Source organism: Micromonospora echinofusca (assembly GCF_900091445.1).
GTDB classification, from domain to species: Bacteria; Actinomycetota; Actinomycetes; order Mycobacteriales; family Micromonosporaceae; genus Micromonospora; species Micromonospora echinofusca.
This window is the reverse complement of sequence record NZ_LT607733.1, coordinates 5448746-5463791: the sequence shown is the minus strand read 5'-3', so window position 1 is coordinate 5463791 and position 15046 is coordinate 5448746. Positions and strand designations below refer to the sequence as shown.

Here is a 15046-nt window from a genome sequence, read left to right as displayed (position 1 = left end):
GAGATGTGTCATGGTTGCTCCGGCTACCGTTCGGGGTATCGATCAGGCCCCGACGTCCCACCCCAAACTGCTCGCCTGGGTCCGTGAGGTCGCTGAACTGACCACCCCCGACCGTGTCGTCTGGGTGGACGGGTCCGACGAGGAATGGCGTCGACTCACCGACGAGCTGGTCGAGGCCGGCACCCTGATCCGACTCAACCCCGAGAAGAAGCCCAACTCGTTCTACGCGCGCACCGACCCGACGGACGTCGCCCGGGTCGAGGAGCGCACCTTCATCTGCTCCGTCGACGAGGCGGACGCCGGCCCCACCAACAACTGGATGGCGCCGGCCGAGATGAAGCGGACGATGACGGAGCTGTACCGCGGTTGCATGCGCGGGCGCACCATGTACGTCATCCCGTTCTGCATGGGCCCGGTCGAGGCCGAGAGCCCCATGTTCGGCGTCGAGATCACCGACAGCCCGTACGTGGTCGCCTCCATGCGCATCATGACCCGGATGGGCGCCACGGTCCTGGAGGCCATGGGCGACGACGCGGACTTCGTCCACGCGCTGCACTCCATCGGCGCGCCGCTCGCCCCGGGCCAGCAGGACGTGGCGTGGCCGTGCAACGAGACGAAGTACATCTCGCACTTCCCGGAGAGCCGGGAGATCTGGTCCTTCGGCTCCGGCTACGGCGGCAACTCGCTGCTGGGCAAGAAGTGCTACTCGCTGCGGATCGCCAGCGTGATGGGCCGTGACGAGGGCTGGCTCGCCGAGCACATGCTCATCCTCAAGATCACCTCGCCGGAGGGCAAGGTCTACCACGTCGCCGGGGCCTTCCCGTCGGCCTGCGGCAAGACCAACCTGGCGATGCTGGAGCCGACCGTCCCGGGCTGGAAGGTCGAGACCATCGGCGACGACATCGCCTGGATGCGCTTCGGCCCCGACGGACGCCTCTACGCGGTCAACCCCGAGTACGGCCTCTTCGGCGTCGCGCCCGGCACCGACTGGAAGACCAACGCCAACGCGATGCGCACGCTCGACCGCGGCAACTCCATCTTCACCAACGTGGCCCTGACCGACGACGGGGACATCTGGTGGGAGGGCATGGGCGAGCCGCCGGCGCACCTGGTCGACTGGAAGGGCAACGACTGGACGCCGGAGAGCGACAGCCTCTCCTCGCACGCGAACAGCCGGTTCTGCACCCCGATCACGCAGTGCCCGATCCTCGCCGAGGACTACTACGACCCGAACGGCGTGCCGATCGACGCGATCCTCTTCGGCGGTCGCCGCCGGGACACCATCCCGCTGGTGACCGAGGCCCGCGACTGGGTGCACGGCGTCTACATGGGCGCGACGCTCTCCTCGGAGACCACCGCCGCCGCCTCCGGCGCGGTCGGCGTCGTCCGCCGCGACCCAATGGCCATGCTGCCGTTCATCGGCTACCACGCCGGCGACTACTTCCGGCACTGGATCGAGATGGGCAAGGGCACCGACGGCGACGAGTCCAAGCTGCCGAAGATCTACTACGTCAACTGGTTCCGCAAGGACCCGGAGGGCAACTTCCTCTGGCCCGGCTTCGGCGAGAACTCCCGGGTGCTCAAGTGGATCATCGAGCGGATCGAGGGGCGCGCCGACGCGGTGGAGACCCCGATCGGCATGGTCCCGGCCCAGGACGCGCTCGACGTCGAGGGCCTGGACATGACCCCGGAGGACGTCCGGATCGCGCTGAAGGTCGACGCGGAGGAGTGGCGCAAGGAGCTCCCGATGGTCACCGAGTGGTTCGAGAAGTTCGGCGACAAGCTGCCCGGCGTGCTCTGGGCCGAGCTGGACGCGCTGCGTGCCCGGCTCGACGCGGCGCCGCAGCGCTGACGACAGGTGTGACCGACGCCCCGAGCGGGCATCATCGGTTCCCATGAGGACGGCCGCCGCGACCGAGGTCCGGCGGCCGTCCGCCGTCCGGGCGCTGACCACGCTGCTCGCGCTGACCGCGGTGGCCACCGTCGTGGTCGAGCTGCTCAACTGGTGGTACGCCCCGGAGCAGGGCTTCGGGCTGGCGGTACGGACGGGCTGGGCGATGCTGCGCTCGCTCGGCTTCCTGCTGCTGATCGGGCACGTCCGTCGGGGCCGGCGGGTGGCCCGGCCGTTCGGGCTGATCCTGGCGGTGACCACGGTCTTCGCGGTCGGCCGGCTGATCGTGCCCCGCCAGGGCGTGCCGCCGCTGCCGGGGTTGCTCGGCTTCGCCCTGCTCACCGTGCTCTGCGCCGCCGTGGTCTGGCTGCTCTACCGCTCGCCTGCCGTGTCCGGCCACCTGGTCCGCCACCGGCCCCGGCTGGTCATCGACCGCGAGGGCATCTCCTGGCGGGAGACCCCGCCCCGCCGGCCGGAGGTCAACGGTTGGCTGCTCACCAGCCGGGTCGCGGCGTTCACGTACAGCCCGCTCATGCTGGTCCCGGCCCTGGTCGCCGGCGGCGCGGTGCTGGACGACCGGCTGACCGCCGTGCCGGCCGTGCTGCTCTGGTTCGCCGCCGGGATCGTGACCAGCTACGCGGTGCTCTTCTGCACCGCCTTCCTCATGCGCGGCAAGGGCTGGGCGCGCACGCTGCTGCTGGTCGTCACCGCTGTCGTGCTCGCCGTCGACCTGCCGCTGTGCTGGTGGCTGCTCGGCCCGGACGGTCTGGTCCGCGACGGCGGGCCGCTGGTGGCCGCGGCGGCGCTGACGCTCTACGGCCTCTGGCGCGCCGCCCGCGCCGAACGCGCCGTCCGGCGGGCGTAGGGCGCCGCCGGACAGCCCGACACGTCTCCCCGGAGGTGCCATGCCGGCGCGGCTCTGCCGGTCCGCTCGTATCCAGGCACCGCCCCTAGCCAGCGTGATCACCATCCGCCGCAGAACCCGGACCCGCCCCGGACGTTCCCCACCAGCCCGGGCTTTGGTGCCATTCGCGCTGTCGACCTGCCCCGCCCACGACACCGCCCTCAGGCTCGCCCCCAGCCCTTCGGCGATCTTGGTAGGAACACGCCCCTCCAGGGGCACGTAACTGCCAAGATCTCCTGGACGCCGTCATCCCGCCGTCGTAGGGAGGCGCCGTCGTCGCCGGGATGGTCCGGGGGCCCCGGACCGGACCTCGACTTCTGGTTCGTGGGTCGCAGCGAGGTCCCCGGGAGGACGCCGGTGAGTTCGCGGTCCTCGTTGACGTGCCGGGCGGGTTCCGGTGCGCTGCGCGCTCGCGGCGGCAGGATGGCCGCAGGGAGCCGGACCGGCGGTGGGAGGCGACGCGGTGGGCGACGAGTCCGTGGGCGACGAGTTCGACGTGGTGGTGGTCGGGGCCGGTCCGGCGGGGTCGGCCGCGGCGCTGGCGGCCCGGCGGGCGGGGGCGAGCGTACTGCTGCTGGACCGGAGCGACTTTCCCCGGGACAAGGCGTGCGGGGACGGCATCGCCGCGCACGCGTTGGACGTACTGGACGAGCTGGGGGTGCCCGACGCGGTGGCCGGGTACACGCCACTGCCGGCGCTCCGGCTGGTCGGCCCGGGTGGCGGCACCGTGGCGCGGGCGCTGCCGCGGCCCGCGTACACCGTGCCCCGGAAGGTCTTCGACGCCCGGCTGGTGGCGGCGGCGGTCGCGGCCGGCGCGCGGCTGCGCCGGCACGCGGTGCGGCACGTCGAGGTCCGGGCCGACCGGGTGGTGCTCGACGGCGGGCTGGCGGCGCGGGCGGTGGTCGGCGCGGACGGCGCCGGGTCCGTCCTCCGGCGGGCCCTGGGCCACCGGCCGAATCCCGACCGGCACCTGGCGCTCGCCATCCGGGGGTACGCGCCGGCGCTGACCGGCCCGCCCGAACAGCTCATCGTCACCTCGGCGCCGCGCTGGCCGGCGTACGCCTGGTCGTTCCCGATCGGCGACGGTCGGGCGAACGTCGGGTACGGGGAGGTGCTGCGGGGCGAGCCGCTGAGCCGGGCGCACCTGGTCGACCGGCTCGGCGCGCTGCTGCCCGGCACGGACCCGGCCACGGTCACCGACCTGCGCGCCCACCACCTGCCGCTGTCGACGCACCGCCCCACCCCGGGGCAGGGGCGGCTGGTGCTCGCCGGCGACGCGCTCTCCCTGATCAACCCGTTCACCGGGGAGGGCATCTTCTACGCGCTGCTCTCCGGGGCGCTCGCCGGGGCGGCTGCCGCCGGCTCGCCCGAGCAGGCCGCCCGGCGGTACGCGGCGACGCTGCGCCGCCGCCTCGGCACCCACCTGCGGCACAGCTCGGTCGCGGCGTGGCTGGCCCGGCGCCGACAGGTGGTCGACGCGGCGGTCCGCGCGGCCCGCCGGGACGACCGCGTCTACCGGACGGTGGTCGAGTTGGGGCTGGGCGACGGGCGGCTCGACGCCCGCGCCCTCGGCATGATCGGCATCGGTCTGTCGGCGCGGGAACGCATTCCGAGGCGGTGATCCGGGGCGTGGGTCGCTACGCTGCAAGGTGATGACTCTGCGGGACCTGATCTACTCGGTGTACGAGCGTCGCCTGACGGCGAAGCTCGCGGGCAAGCCGGTGCCCCGGCACGTCGGCGTGATGTGCGACGGCAACCGTCGTTGGGCCCGGGAGATGGGCTACGTCGACCCGAACGACGGGCACCGCATGGGCGCCGTCAAGATCAAGCACATGCTGGGCTGGTGCAACCAGGCCGGCATCGGGCACGTGACGCTCTATCTCCTCGCCACCGACAACCTGCGCCGACCGGCCAAGGAACTCGACCCGCTGCTCCAGATCATCGAGGACCTGGTGGTCGAGCTGGCCGAGGAGGGCAACCCCTGGCGGCTGCGGATGGTCGGCGCGCTCGACCTGCTGCCCGCCTCGACCGCCGCCGCGCTGAAGGCCGCCGAGGAACGCACGCGGGACCGCAGCGGCGGGGCCGAGGTCAACATCGCGGTGGGCTACGGCGGCCGACGGGAGATCACCGACGCGGTGCGCTCGCTGCTGCTGGAGTACGCCGCCACCGGCGGCACCATCGAGGAACTGGCCGAGGTGCTGGACGTCGAGCACATCGCCGAGCACCTCTACACCCGGGGGCAGCCCGACCCCGACCTGGTCATCCGGACCAGCGGCGAGCAGCGCCTCTCCGGCTTCATGCTGTGGCAGTCGGCGCACTCGGAGTTCTACTTCTGCGAGTTGAACTGGCCCGACTTCCGGCACATCGACTTCCTGCGCGCCCTGCGCTCCTACGCCAACCGGCAACGCCGCTACGGCGCCTGACCGCCCGCAGCGCCCTCGCCCGGCCGGCCCCGCAGCGCCGTCGCCCGGCCGGCCCCGCAGCGCGCGCCGTAGCGGGGCGGGCCGGTGCGCGCGTCGTAGCCGGGGCGCGCCTGCGCGCGTGCGGCCCCGGCCGGCGCGGGCGCGTCAGGTGAGGTGTCGGGTGGCGTCGGTGAGGAAGTCGCCGAGGGCGGCGGGGGAGTCCAGGGTCAGGTCGGCGGCCTCCGCGACCTCGTGACCGGTCTCCGGGTTGGCGACGGCGACGCAGACGCCGAAGAAGTGCGGATCGGCGGCGGCCCGGGCCCGCAGCGCGGCGAACGCCTTGATGTCGGAGACGTCGTCGCCGAAGTACCAGGCGCCCTCGGCGTCCCGGACGATCTCGTCGATCACCATGCCCTTGTCGCGGTCGACCGGCGGCTTGAGCTCCAGCACCATGCGCCCGGCCTGGACCTTGAGCCCGAGCCGCTCGGCCTGGGCCCGACCCCACCGCTCCACGTCCGCGCCGAGCTGCGGCGCGGTGCGCCAGTGCAGCGCCACGGAGAGCCGCTTGTACTCCACCAGGGTGCCCTCGGGCAGCTCGGCCCGGGCCAGGTCGTTCAGCTCGGCCATGGTGGGCACCCAGGGCAGGGCCGCCGGCTCCGTCACGGTCTCGCCGCCGGAGTGGCTGTGCTCCAGGCCGTAGAGGCCGTAGAGGTCGACGCCGGACAGGCCGCCGAGGTGGTCCCGGAGGAAGTCGACCGGGCGTGCGGAGACGATCGCGACGCGCCGGACCACCGGGGCGAGCGCCTCGATCGCGGCCAGCACCTTCGGGGCGGGGCGGACGGCGGTGGGATCGTCGTCGACCGGCGCCAGGGTGCCGTCGAAGTCGAAGAAGAGCACGGTCCCGGCCGACCGACCGGCGGTCGTCCGCCAGGCCTGCTCGGCGTCCAACGGGGTCCTCGGCTGCTGGTTGCCCAGATTCAACGGCGGCACGCGCGACAGCGTACCCCGGGCGGGACGGCTCAATCCCCGCCCGAGCGGTGGCTGCCGGCCGGCGCCCCGGAGGCGTGCGGTCGGTGCGCGGCGGGCCCGACGGTCAGCGTTCGGCGGCTCCCCGTCCCCGCCGGCCGAACGGCACGACGGCGGCATCCTGGCCGTGGCTGAGCAGGTAGCCCTCGACGAATCCGCTGTTGCGGTCGCCGGTGCGCTCCTCGATCTCCTTCAGCCGGCCGACGAGGAAGTCGGTCAGGGCGCTGACCCGGTTGTCGAGCCGGTCGTGCAGCTCGGCGACCACGGCCAGGATCACCGCGGTGCTGGCGGAGGTGAGCGCGAGGAGGTTGACGAGCAGGGGAAGCTGCCCGCCGTTGACCGCCAGGGTCACCACGTTTCCGGTCACGCCCAGTGTCAGCGACACGGTGGCGATCACGACTGCCATCCACTTCAGGGTCATGGACAGACCCCTCCTTCTGTCCCGCAGGGCTGGGTTCGGCCTTGTCCCGTCCCCCCGCCGACGACGAGCCCAAGCAGTACGAATACGGACGCTAGCGCGCCCGTTCCGGCCCCGGAGCGAAACGAATGAGTCTGACCTGCCGTTCTTTCGCCATCTGAGGAACTAGCCGGCCTGTTTCCCTCGTTTTCGGACATCGACCGGGAGGGTGGGCCGGTACGCGAGGTATCTGATGGTTTCCCGGATGTGGAACTTCTCCGCGTCGGAGACGTCGGGGTCCACGAGCCGCCGCAGCAGCGCCTCCACGTCCGGGTCCATCGGCGGCGGAGTCGGTGTGCTGCGGGGGGCGGACGTCCGTTCCCAGCCCAGCGCCGCGAAGGCGGTCGCGGGGCTGAGCCCGAGGCCCTCGCAGAACGCGACCACGCGCTCCGCCTCCGGGTCGCTCGCCCAGTCGCCCCGGACCCAGCGGTTGATCGTCTGCCGGGAGACGCCGGTGCGACGGGACACCTCGGTGCCGCTCCACGCCCGGGTGGCTCGGGCCTCGTCGAGCGCCCGCCGGACGAAGGTGGCGAAGGCGATCTTCCGTGCGTTGGCCGTCTCGGTCACCTGGTGACGGTACGACCATCTGGCCACCGGTGCGTGTCCTGGCACGCTGTTGTCACGCGGACGTGACGTGGTCGTCGACGTGCCGGTAAACGATCCGGCACCGCTCCTGAGGGGTGTCACCTGGGCAGAATAGATGCCCGTAGAGGCCGTCGTAAACGGACGAAAAGCTGATACTGTCACGTCCATGGGACAATCTACGGTGTGTCACGTGCATGAGACGATCGGTGCTCACATGTGTCACGCCCCCGGCGCGAGGGGGGCGTGGTGACCGAGCTAGCCACCCGGGCCCAGGCCTTCGGCCTGATCGCGGAGGGGGTGGCCACGGGCCTGAGCGCGCCATGGCGGCTCTACCTCGCCAGAGGCTGCCGTTACCTGTCGCTCAGCGTCGGCGACCGCACCGAGTGGGACGCCTGGCGTACCCACCTCGGCTGCCCCGAGGTCAGCGTCCGGGTGTACGACGCCGGCGGGGAGATCCGTCGCTCCTCCGTGGCCGAGGTCGTCCTGGACGGCTGCCGGATCAGCGTCGAGCTGGTCGAGGAGGTCAGCACCGACGACCTGGACCGCCTCCTCGTCGCCGAGCCGACGCCGACCGAGCCGGAGGAGCGATGACCCGGGACCCGCAGCGCACCGGAGCCGCCGGATGAGCCCCTTCCTCGCCGTCTTCCTCGTGCTCGTGCTCGGTGCCACGAGCTACGCCGCCGGGCGGCTGCACGGTCAGCTCAGCTACCGGATCGGCTACCGGTTCGGCTACCGGCAGGGCTACTTCGACGGCGACCGGGGGGCGTGGAACCGGCGTCGCCGCGACGCCCAGGCCGCCATCGCGTCGGCCCTGGCCGGCCCGTCGCCCGTCACCGCCGCCCGGGTCACCGGCACGGTGGTCCGGCCCGGCACCACGTACACCGGCTCGTCGTTCTCGGCGCCGGTCGCCCCGGTCACCGGGCGGCACCCGACCGGCACCCTGGTCCGGCGGACCGGTTGAGCCCGGTCGACGGGGAGCCCGAGGCCCCGTCGGCCGGAACGGCGCGGTGCGTCGTCCGCGGCGGACACGCACCGTCGGGGCCACGTCAGACCGGTGACGGTGGTCCCACCGGCCGGGATGCGCGCAGGGGGCATGCATCCCGGCCGGTTCCGCCGCCGGCCGAGTTCACCCGCCGGTCCCCGCAGATCCACCGTCGCCCTCTAGCCCACAGGGTCCGACGCCGCTAGCGTCTAGGCATGGCACGGGGTTCTCCCGGGCCAGCCGGTCCGCCCGGATCTGCGACCTCGCGCACGGGGTTCCGCATCCGACCCCGTGTCCCCGGGCACCGGAGGAGGCGGAACGCGGGTGGCGGATGCCCATCCGTCGGAGCAGGCCTGTGACGACTCGCCGTACGCCCGCCGGGACCGACCAGACCCCGGCCGCGACTGCCACGACCCGCCGCGCCACCCGGAGCCGCCGCAGCGCGTCCGCCGCTCCGGTCGGCAACGAGGAGCCCCGACCAGCAGGCCAGGCGTTCGTCCTGGACACCTCGGTGCTCCTGTCCGACCCGGCGGCCTTCCACCGCTTCGCCGAGCACGAGGTGGTCCTGCCCCTCGTGGTCATCTCCGAGCTGGAGGGCAAGCGACACCACCCGGAGCTGGGCTGGTTCGCCCGGCAGTCCCTGCGCATGCTGGACGAGCTGCGGGTCCGGCACGGGCGGCTGGACCGCCCGGTGCCCGCGAACGACTCCGGCGGCACCCTGCGGGTGGAGCTCAACCACTCCGACGGCGGGGTCCTCCCGCCGGGGTTCCGCACCGACTCCAACGACGCCCGGATCCTCTCCGTGGCGCTCAACCTCGCCGCCGAGGGGCGGGAGGTGACCCTGGTCAGCAAGGACATGCCGCTGCGGGTCAAGGCCGCCTCGGTGGGCCTGCGGGCGGACGAGTACCGGCACGGCCAGGCCAGCGACCCGACCTGGACGGGGATGGCCGAACTGGAGCTCGCCGAGGAGCAGATCGGCCGGCTCTACGCGGGCGAGACGCTCGACCTGGACGCCGCCGCCGGGCTGCCGTGCCACACCGGCCTGGTGCTGCACTCGGGCCGGGGCTCGGCGCTCGGCCGGGTGCTGCCCGACAAGACCGTACGGCTGGTCCGTGGCGACCGGGAGGCGTTCGGGCTGCACGGCCGCTCGGCCGAGCAGCGGATCGCGCTGGACCTGCTGCTGGACGAGTCGGTCGGCATCGTCTCGCTGGGCGGGCGGGCCGGCACCGGCAAGTCGGCGCTGGCGCTCTGCGCCGGGCTGGAGGCGGTGATGGAACGCCGCCGCCACAAGAAGGTGGTCGTCTTCCGCCCGCTCTACGCCGTCGGCGGCCAGGAGCTGGGCTATCTGCCCGGTTCGGAGTCGGAGAAGATGTCGCCCTGGGCCCAGGCGGTCTTCGACACCCTGGGCGCGGTGGTGCACGAGAACGTGCTGGAGGAGGTCACCTCGCGGGGTCTGCTGGAGGTGCTGCCGCTGACGCACATCCGGGGCCGCAGCCTGCACGACGCGTTCGTGATCGTGGACGAGGCGCAGTCGCTGGAGCGGGGCGTGCTGCTCACGGTGCTCTCCCGCATCGGCCAGGGCTCCCGCGTGGTGCTCACCCACGACGTGGCCCAGCGGGACAATCTGCGCGTCGGACGGCACGACGGGGTGACCGCGGTGATCGAGGCGCTCAAGGGCCATCCGCTCTTCGCCCACGTCACCCTCAGCCGTTCGGAGCGTTCGCCGATCGCCGCGATGGTGACGGATCTGCTGGAGGACATCCCGCAATGAGGGCCGTTATGTAGGGGTTTGTCCGCATTCTCTTTGTGGCGCAGATCACAATTGAGGCTCGTGGTTTCCCAACAGTCCCACTGTGCGCGATGGTGTCCCACGAGCGCCCACGTACCGAGAAGATCGTTGGTGATCGTTCGTCACAGGACACGCCAGCATCCACCGGGTACGTCGGCTGCGACCGACACCGGGTCGGGGCGCTCGCGACGCGGACGCATCCCACCCGGGGTGCCGCCCCGCGCCGTGTCCTTGCACCCGACGAAGGGACCACTTCGTGAGTCGGCTGTGGAGCCGGTTCGGCGCCCGTACGGCCGCTGTCGCGCTGCTCTCCGTGGGCGTCGCTGGCGGTGTCTACCTGGGCGAAGACCGACAGACCCAGCAGCAGGGCCTGACCGCGCAGGTCAGCGCCGCTGTCGAGCAGGCCGAGTTCGAGTACCAGCACGAGCGGCAGGCCAGCCACCAGGTGCAGTCCGCGAAGCAGCGGGCCGCCGAGTACCAGGCGAAGCTGCGCGCCGCCGCGGCGGCCAAGGAGGCCGCCAGGCGCGCCCGCGAGGCCGAGGCCGCCGCCGCGTCGCGCAAGAAGGCGCGCGAGGCAGCCGCCAAGGCCGCGGCCGAGAAGGCCGCCGAGAGCAAGCCGTACGACGGGCCGATCCCGGCGTCCTGCGCCGAGTTCAGCGGCAACCGCGAGGTCGGCTGCGCGCTGATGGTCAAGGCGGGCTTCGGCATGGACCAGTTCCCCTGCCTCAACAAGCTCTGGGACAAGGAGAGCGGCTGGAACCACAAGGCCCGCAACCCCTCGTCCGGGGCGTACGGCATCCCGCAGGCGCTGCCCGGCAGCAAGATGGGCTCCGTCGCCGACGACTGGCAGACCAACCCCACGACCCAGATCAAGTGGGGCCTCGGCTACATCGAGGGCCGCTACGGTTCGCCCTGCAAGGCCTGGGCGCACTCGCAGGACGTGGGCTGGTACTGACCGATCCCTTCGAGGGCGGGGTGTGTGGGCGTCCACACACCCCGCCCTCGTCGTTCGGGCACGGGATCGCCCGCAGAAGTGGCGGCTGCGTCCCGCACCTGATAGCTCTTGACGGGTGACCCTGCACCCGCCAAGCGGCGACCCGAACCGGTTCGGCACCGAGGCGTTCTACGCCGCGCTCGGCCGGGCCTTCGTCGCCATGTGTGCGGTGGTGCCGTTCCTGTTCCTCATCGAGGCCCTCGACCAGGGGCTCTCGGCCGGCTTCGACACCGCCGCCGGCATCATCCCGAAGCGCATCGACGGGCTCGACGGGGTCTTCTTCTCGCCTTTCCTGCACCACGGCTTCGACCACCTCTACAGCAACAGCATCCCGCTGATCCTGCTCGGCACCTTCGTCCTGGCCGCCGGCGCCCGCCGCTTCCTCTGGTCGACGCTCGTCATCATCCTGGTCAGCGGGCTGGGGGTGTGGTTCACCGGCTCGTCGGCCTCCGTCGTGGTCGGGGCGAGCGGCGTCATCTTCGGCTACCTGGGCATCCTGCTCACCCGGGGCATCGTCGAGCGGAGCTGGTGGAACTTCGCGGTCTTCCTGCTGGTCGGCCTGCTCTACGGCTGGCAACTCGTCGGCATCCTCCCCACCGACGAGCGGATCTCCTGGCAGGGCCACCTGTTCGGGCTGCTCGGCGGGGTCGTGGCGGCGATCATCTTCCGGCGGCGCCGGGACCTGGGCGGCCCCTACCGCTCGGAGTCCACGCTCACCATGCCCTGAGCGCCGACGCGCCGGCACCAGCCGAGCACGGGACATGCTTGCCCGAAGCGCACCGCCGGCCCTACCGTCGGGATCAGCACGCGTTGATCCGTGAGCGGAAAGCGACGGTACGCCCATGCGCGAGGTCGATGTCGCGGTGATCGGGGCCGGCCCCGCCGGGCTGTTCGCGGCGTACTACGCCGGATTCCGCGGGCTCTCCGTCGCGGTCGTCGACGCCCTGCCCGAGCCGGGTGGCCAGATCACCGCCATGTACCCGGAGAAGCTCATCCACGACGTGGCCGGCTTCCCGGCGGTCAAGGGCCGGGACCTGGTGGCGAACCTCGTCGCCCAGGCCGCCCCCTTCGACCCCTGCTACCTGCTCGGCAACCGCGCCGAGAAGCTCTCGTACGCCGACGGGCAGCCGGTGCTCGGCCTCGCCGACGGCGGGCAGCTGCGCTGCGGTGCGGTGGTCGTCACCGGCGGGCTGGGCAGCTTCACGCCCCGCCCGCTGCCCGTGGCGGAGCACTTCGCCGGCACCGGGATCGTCTACTTCGTACCGCGGCCGACGGAGCTGACCGGCCAGGACGTGCTGATCGTCGGCGGCGGCGACTCCGCGTTCGACTGGGCGTCGACGCTCCAGCCGCTGGCCCGCTCGGTGACGGTGGTGCACCGGCGGGAGAAGTTCCGGGCGCACGCGGCCACCGTCGCCCGGGTGCTGGGCCTGCCGGTCCGCGTGATCGTCAACGCCGAGGTGACCGGGCTGCACGGCGACGGCGCGGTCACCGGCGCCGAGATCACCGTACGCGGCGGCGCGGCGGAGCTGCTGCCCGTCGACACGGTGGTGGCCGCCCTCGGCTTCACGGCCGACCTCGGCCCGCTGGCCGAGTGGGGGCTGCGGCTGGACCGCCGGCACATCGTGGTCGACAGCGCGATGGCGACGAACCTGCCCCGCGTCTTCGCGGCGGGCGACATCACGGAGTATCCGGGCAAGGTGCGGCTGATCGCGACCGGCTTCGGCGAGGCCGCCACGGCGGTCAACAACGCGGCGGTGGCCATCGACCCGAGCGCCCACCTGTTCCCCGGTCACTCGTCCGACGGCACCTGACGTACCGGCGGCCACGGTGCGCCTCCCGCCGGGGCCGCCGCGGACCCCGGCAGCCCGGCCGGCGGCGGGCCGGTCAGCGCGACGGGCGGGGCACGACCGGCGCGAGGGCGGCGACCCCGACGGCGACCAGGGTCAGCGCCGCGCCGAGCAGGGTGACGGGGCCCGGCCGGGAGGCCGCCGTGGGCAGCAGCACGTCCAGGAGTACGGCGCCGACGATCTGCCCGGCGATGGTCGCCAGGCCGAGCAGCAGCACGCCGGTGAACCGGACGATCGTCGCGGCGATCGCGATGAACACGATCCCGATGGGGCCACCCAGGTAGAGCCACGGCTCGGCCGGCGCGCCGCCCGCCGGCCAGCCCCGTACCGCGACGTCGACGGCGAAGGTGACCAGCAGCGCCACCGTGCCGACGGAGAAGTTGACCAGGGTGGCGGTCAGCGCGCTGCCGGAGGCCATCCGTACCCGGCCGTTGACGGCCTGCTGCCAGGCGATGCCCACGCCGGCGAGCAGCGGCAGCAGGGCCAGCCCGAGGGTGGCGGGATCGCCGAGCCGGTCGCCGACGGCCAGCAGGACCGCGACCACGGTCAGCGCCGCGCCGGCCAGCCGCTGGCCGGTGACCGGCTGGGGGCCGCTCGGGCCGACGCCCGCCCGGTCGACGGCCAGGCTGCTGCCGGACTGGCCGGCCACCACCGCGACCGTGAAGACCGCCACGCCGAGGGCGCCGATCGTCAGCCCCTGGGCGGCGACCAGGAACGCCCCGCACACCCCGCCGAGGCACTGCCACGGCTGTAGCGTGCCGTCGGTGAGCGCGTCGCGCAGGGCGACCAGCCCCCGCCGCCCACCCGGGGTGGCGGGGACAAGCACCAGCAGCACCAACAGGCCCAGCCCGAACGAGACGACCGCAGCGGCGATCCCGTCGGCCAGGCGTACGCCCAACTCGCCGTTGATCCGGGACTGCACGGCCACGGCCAGCCCGGAGGCGGTCGCGAGGCCCACGCCGGTGATCCGGCGGGCCGCCGACGGAGCCGGCGGGGCCAGCGTCCCGGTGACGCTCACTCCTGCTCGGCCAGCGGGCGGCCGTCGAAGTCGACCGCCGAGTAGAGCGCGAGCTTCTCCAGCCGGTGGTACGAGTCGATGACCCGGATCGTGCCGCTCTTCGAGCGCATGACGATCGACTGCGTGTACGCGCCGCCGGCCCGGTAGCGCACGCCGCGCAGCAGGTCGCCGGAGGTGACGCCGGTGGCCACGAAGAAGCAGTTGTCCCCGGTCACGAGGTCGTCGGTGCTGAGCACCCGGTCCAGGTCGTGCCCGGCGGCGAGCGCCTTCTCCCGCTCCTCGGCGTCGCGCGGCCAGAGCTTGGCCTGCATCGCCCCGCCCATGCACTTCAGGGCGCAGGCGGAGATGATGCCCTCGGGGGTGCCGCCGATGCCCATCAGCACGTCGACGTCCGACTCGCCCCGGGCCGCCGCAATGGAACCGGCGATGTCCCCGTCGGAGATGAAGCGGATGCCCGCCCCGGCCCGACGGATCTGCGTGACCAGGTCGTCGTGGCGGCTGCGGTCCAGCACACAGACCGTGACCTCGGAGACGTCGGTGCCCTTGACCTTGGCGATCCGGCGCAGGTTCTCGGCCACCCCGGCGTTGATGTCCACCACGTCGGCGTACGCCGGTCCGACGGCGAGCTTCTCCATGTAGAAGACCGCGCTCGGATCGAACATGGCGCCCCGCTCGGACACGGCGAGCACCGCCACGGCGTTCGGCATGCCCTTGCTCATCAGCGTGGTGCCGTCGACCGGGTCGACCGCGACGTCCACCTCCGGGCCGCTGCCGTCGCCGACGTGCTCGCCGTTGAAGAGCATCGGCGCGTTGTCCTTCTCGCCCTCGCCGATCACCACGACGCCCCGCATGGGGATCGAGTTGATCAGCTTGCGCATCGCGTCGACGGCGGCCCCGTCGCCGCCCTCCTTGTCGCCCCGGCCGACCCAGCGACCGGCGGCCATCGCCGCGGCCTCGGTGACCCGGACCAGGTCGAGGGCGAGGTTGCGGTCGAGATCCTGTGGGATCCGGGTCCTGGTGTTCGTCATGACGGCTCCTCCTCGCGACGTTGCGGGGCGGCAGGGTGCGGCGTCGCCGCTGCCGGCTTTGTCGCTGATCCTCACACGATGGCTCACCCGGTGCGGGATCGGGGCGGTGATGGCCCGGATACG

At 73.0% G+C, this 15046-nt stretch carries 15 protein-coding genes; 10 read left to right on the top strand and 5 right to left on the bottom strand.

The genetic code is table 11. The annotated features are described in order from the left end of the window. Positions 1 to 10 precede the first annotated feature (10 nt). The 4 genes from GA0070610_RS23205 to GA0070610_RS23190 all read left to right on the top strand — a co-directional run bounded on the left by GA0070610_RS23205 (position 11) and on the right by GA0070610_RS23190 (position 5218). Positions 11 to 1852, top strand: coding sequence for a phosphoenolpyruvate carboxykinase (GTP) (locus GA0070610_RS23205; RefSeq protein WP_089002007.1), 1842 nt, complete (start codon positions 11 to 13; stop codon positions 1850 to 1852). A 43-nt stretch (positions 1853 to 1895) separates the two neighbouring features. Next, a complete protein-coding gene (locus GA0070610_RS23200) occupies positions 1896 to 2756 on the top strand; it encodes a hypothetical protein (RefSeq protein ID WP_089002006.1) in 861 nt (286 codons plus the stop codon). 502 nt (positions 2757 to 3258) lie between these two features. Then, positions 3259 to 4416 carry a geranylgeranyl reductase family protein gene (locus GA0070610_RS23195; RefSeq protein WP_231925782.1) on the top strand — a complete coding sequence of 386 codons (1158 nt, stop codon included), beginning with the start codon at positions 3259 to 3261 and terminating at the stop codon, positions 4414 to 4416. Positions 4417 to 4447: 31 nt separating this feature from the next. After that, positions 4448 to 5218 carry an isoprenyl transferase gene (locus GA0070610_RS23190; protein WP_089002005.1) on the top strand — a complete coding sequence of 257 codons (771 nt, stop codon included), beginning with the start codon at positions 4448 to 4450 and terminating at the stop codon, positions 5216 to 5218. Positions 5219 to 5362: 144 nt separating this feature from the next. Here the strand turns inward: GA0070610_RS23190 and otsB are convergent, their stop codons facing one another. From otsB to GA0070610_RS23175, 3 genes are all read right to left on the bottom strand, one after another. Next, positions 5363 to 6187, bottom strand: a complete 825-nt coding sequence (gene otsB / locus GA0070610_RS23185) for a trehalose-phosphatase (RefSeq protein WP_089002004.1) — start codon at positions 6185 to 6187, stop codon at positions 5363 to 5365. 103 nt (positions 6188 to 6290) lie between these two features. Further along, positions 6291 to 6644, bottom strand: a complete 354-nt coding sequence (locus GA0070610_RS23180) for a hypothetical protein (RefSeq protein WP_089002003.1) — start codon at positions 6642 to 6644, stop codon at positions 6291 to 6293. 162 nt (positions 6645 to 6806) lie between these two features. Next, positions 6807 to 7247, bottom strand: coding sequence for a helix-turn-helix domain-containing protein (locus GA0070610_RS23175; protein WP_089002002.1), 441 nt, complete (start codon positions 7245 to 7247; stop codon positions 6807 to 6809). Positions 7248 to 7511: 264 nt separating this feature from the next. Here GA0070610_RS23175 and GA0070610_RS23170 point away from each other — a divergent pair, with 264 nt between their 5' ends. The 6 genes from GA0070610_RS23170 (at position 7512) to GA0070610_RS23145 (ending at position 12841) form a co-directional block, all read left to right on the top strand. After that, positions 7512 to 7856 (top strand): hypothetical protein, encoded by a 345-nt coding sequence (locus GA0070610_RS23170; protein WP_089003683.1) that lies wholly within the window; start codon positions 7512 to 7514, stop codon positions 7854 to 7856. A 31-nt stretch (positions 7857 to 7887) separates the two neighbouring features. Further along, on the top strand, positions 7888 to 8226 hold the full coding sequence (locus GA0070610_RS23165) for a hypothetical protein (protein WP_089002001.1): 339 nt from the start codon (positions 7888 to 7890) through the stop codon (positions 8224 to 8226). A 376-nt stretch (positions 8227 to 8602) separates the two neighbouring features. Further along, positions 8603 to 10018 carry a PhoH family protein gene (locus GA0070610_RS23160; protein ID WP_089002000.1) on the top strand — a complete coding sequence of 472 codons (1416 nt, stop codon included), beginning with the start codon at positions 8603 to 8605 and terminating at the stop codon, positions 10016 to 10018. Positions 10019 to 10292: 274 nt separating this feature from the next. Then, entirely contained in the window at positions 10293 to 10991 is a 699-nt protein-coding gene (locus tag GA0070610_RS23155; RefSeq protein WP_089001999.1) for an aggregation-promoting factor C-terminal-like domain-containing protein, read from the top strand. A gap of 115 nt (positions 10992 to 11106) precedes the next feature. After that, the gene (locus GA0070610_RS23150) at positions 11107 to 11757 is read left to right on the top strand and encodes a rhomboid family intramembrane serine protease (RefSeq protein WP_089001998.1); all 651 of its coding nucleotides are present in this window, start codon (positions 11107 to 11109) and stop codon (positions 11755 to 11757) included. 115 nt (positions 11758 to 11872) lie between these two features. After that, on the top strand, positions 11873 to 12841 hold the full coding sequence (locus GA0070610_RS23145; RefSeq protein WP_089001997.1) for an NAD(P)/FAD-dependent oxidoreductase: 969 nt from the start codon (positions 11873 to 11875) through the stop codon (positions 12839 to 12841). 73 nt (positions 12842 to 12914) lie between these two features. Here the strand turns inward: GA0070610_RS23145 and GA0070610_RS23140 are convergent, their stop codons facing one another. After that, positions 12915 to 13895: a DMT family transporter gene (locus tag GA0070610_RS23140; protein WP_089001996.1), complete on the bottom strand. Its 981-nt coding sequence runs from the start codon at positions 13893 to 13895 to the stop codon at positions 12915 to 12917. Continuing rightward, the gene (gene glpX, locus GA0070610_RS23135; RefSeq protein ID WP_089001995.1) at positions 13892 to 14923 is read right to left on the bottom strand and encodes a class II fructose-bisphosphatase; all 1032 of its coding nucleotides are present in this window, start codon (positions 14921 to 14923) and stop codon (positions 13892 to 13894) included. Before glpX ends, GA0070610_RS23140 begins: the two co-directional genes overlap by 4 nt. Positions 14924 to 15046 lie beyond the last annotated feature (123 nt).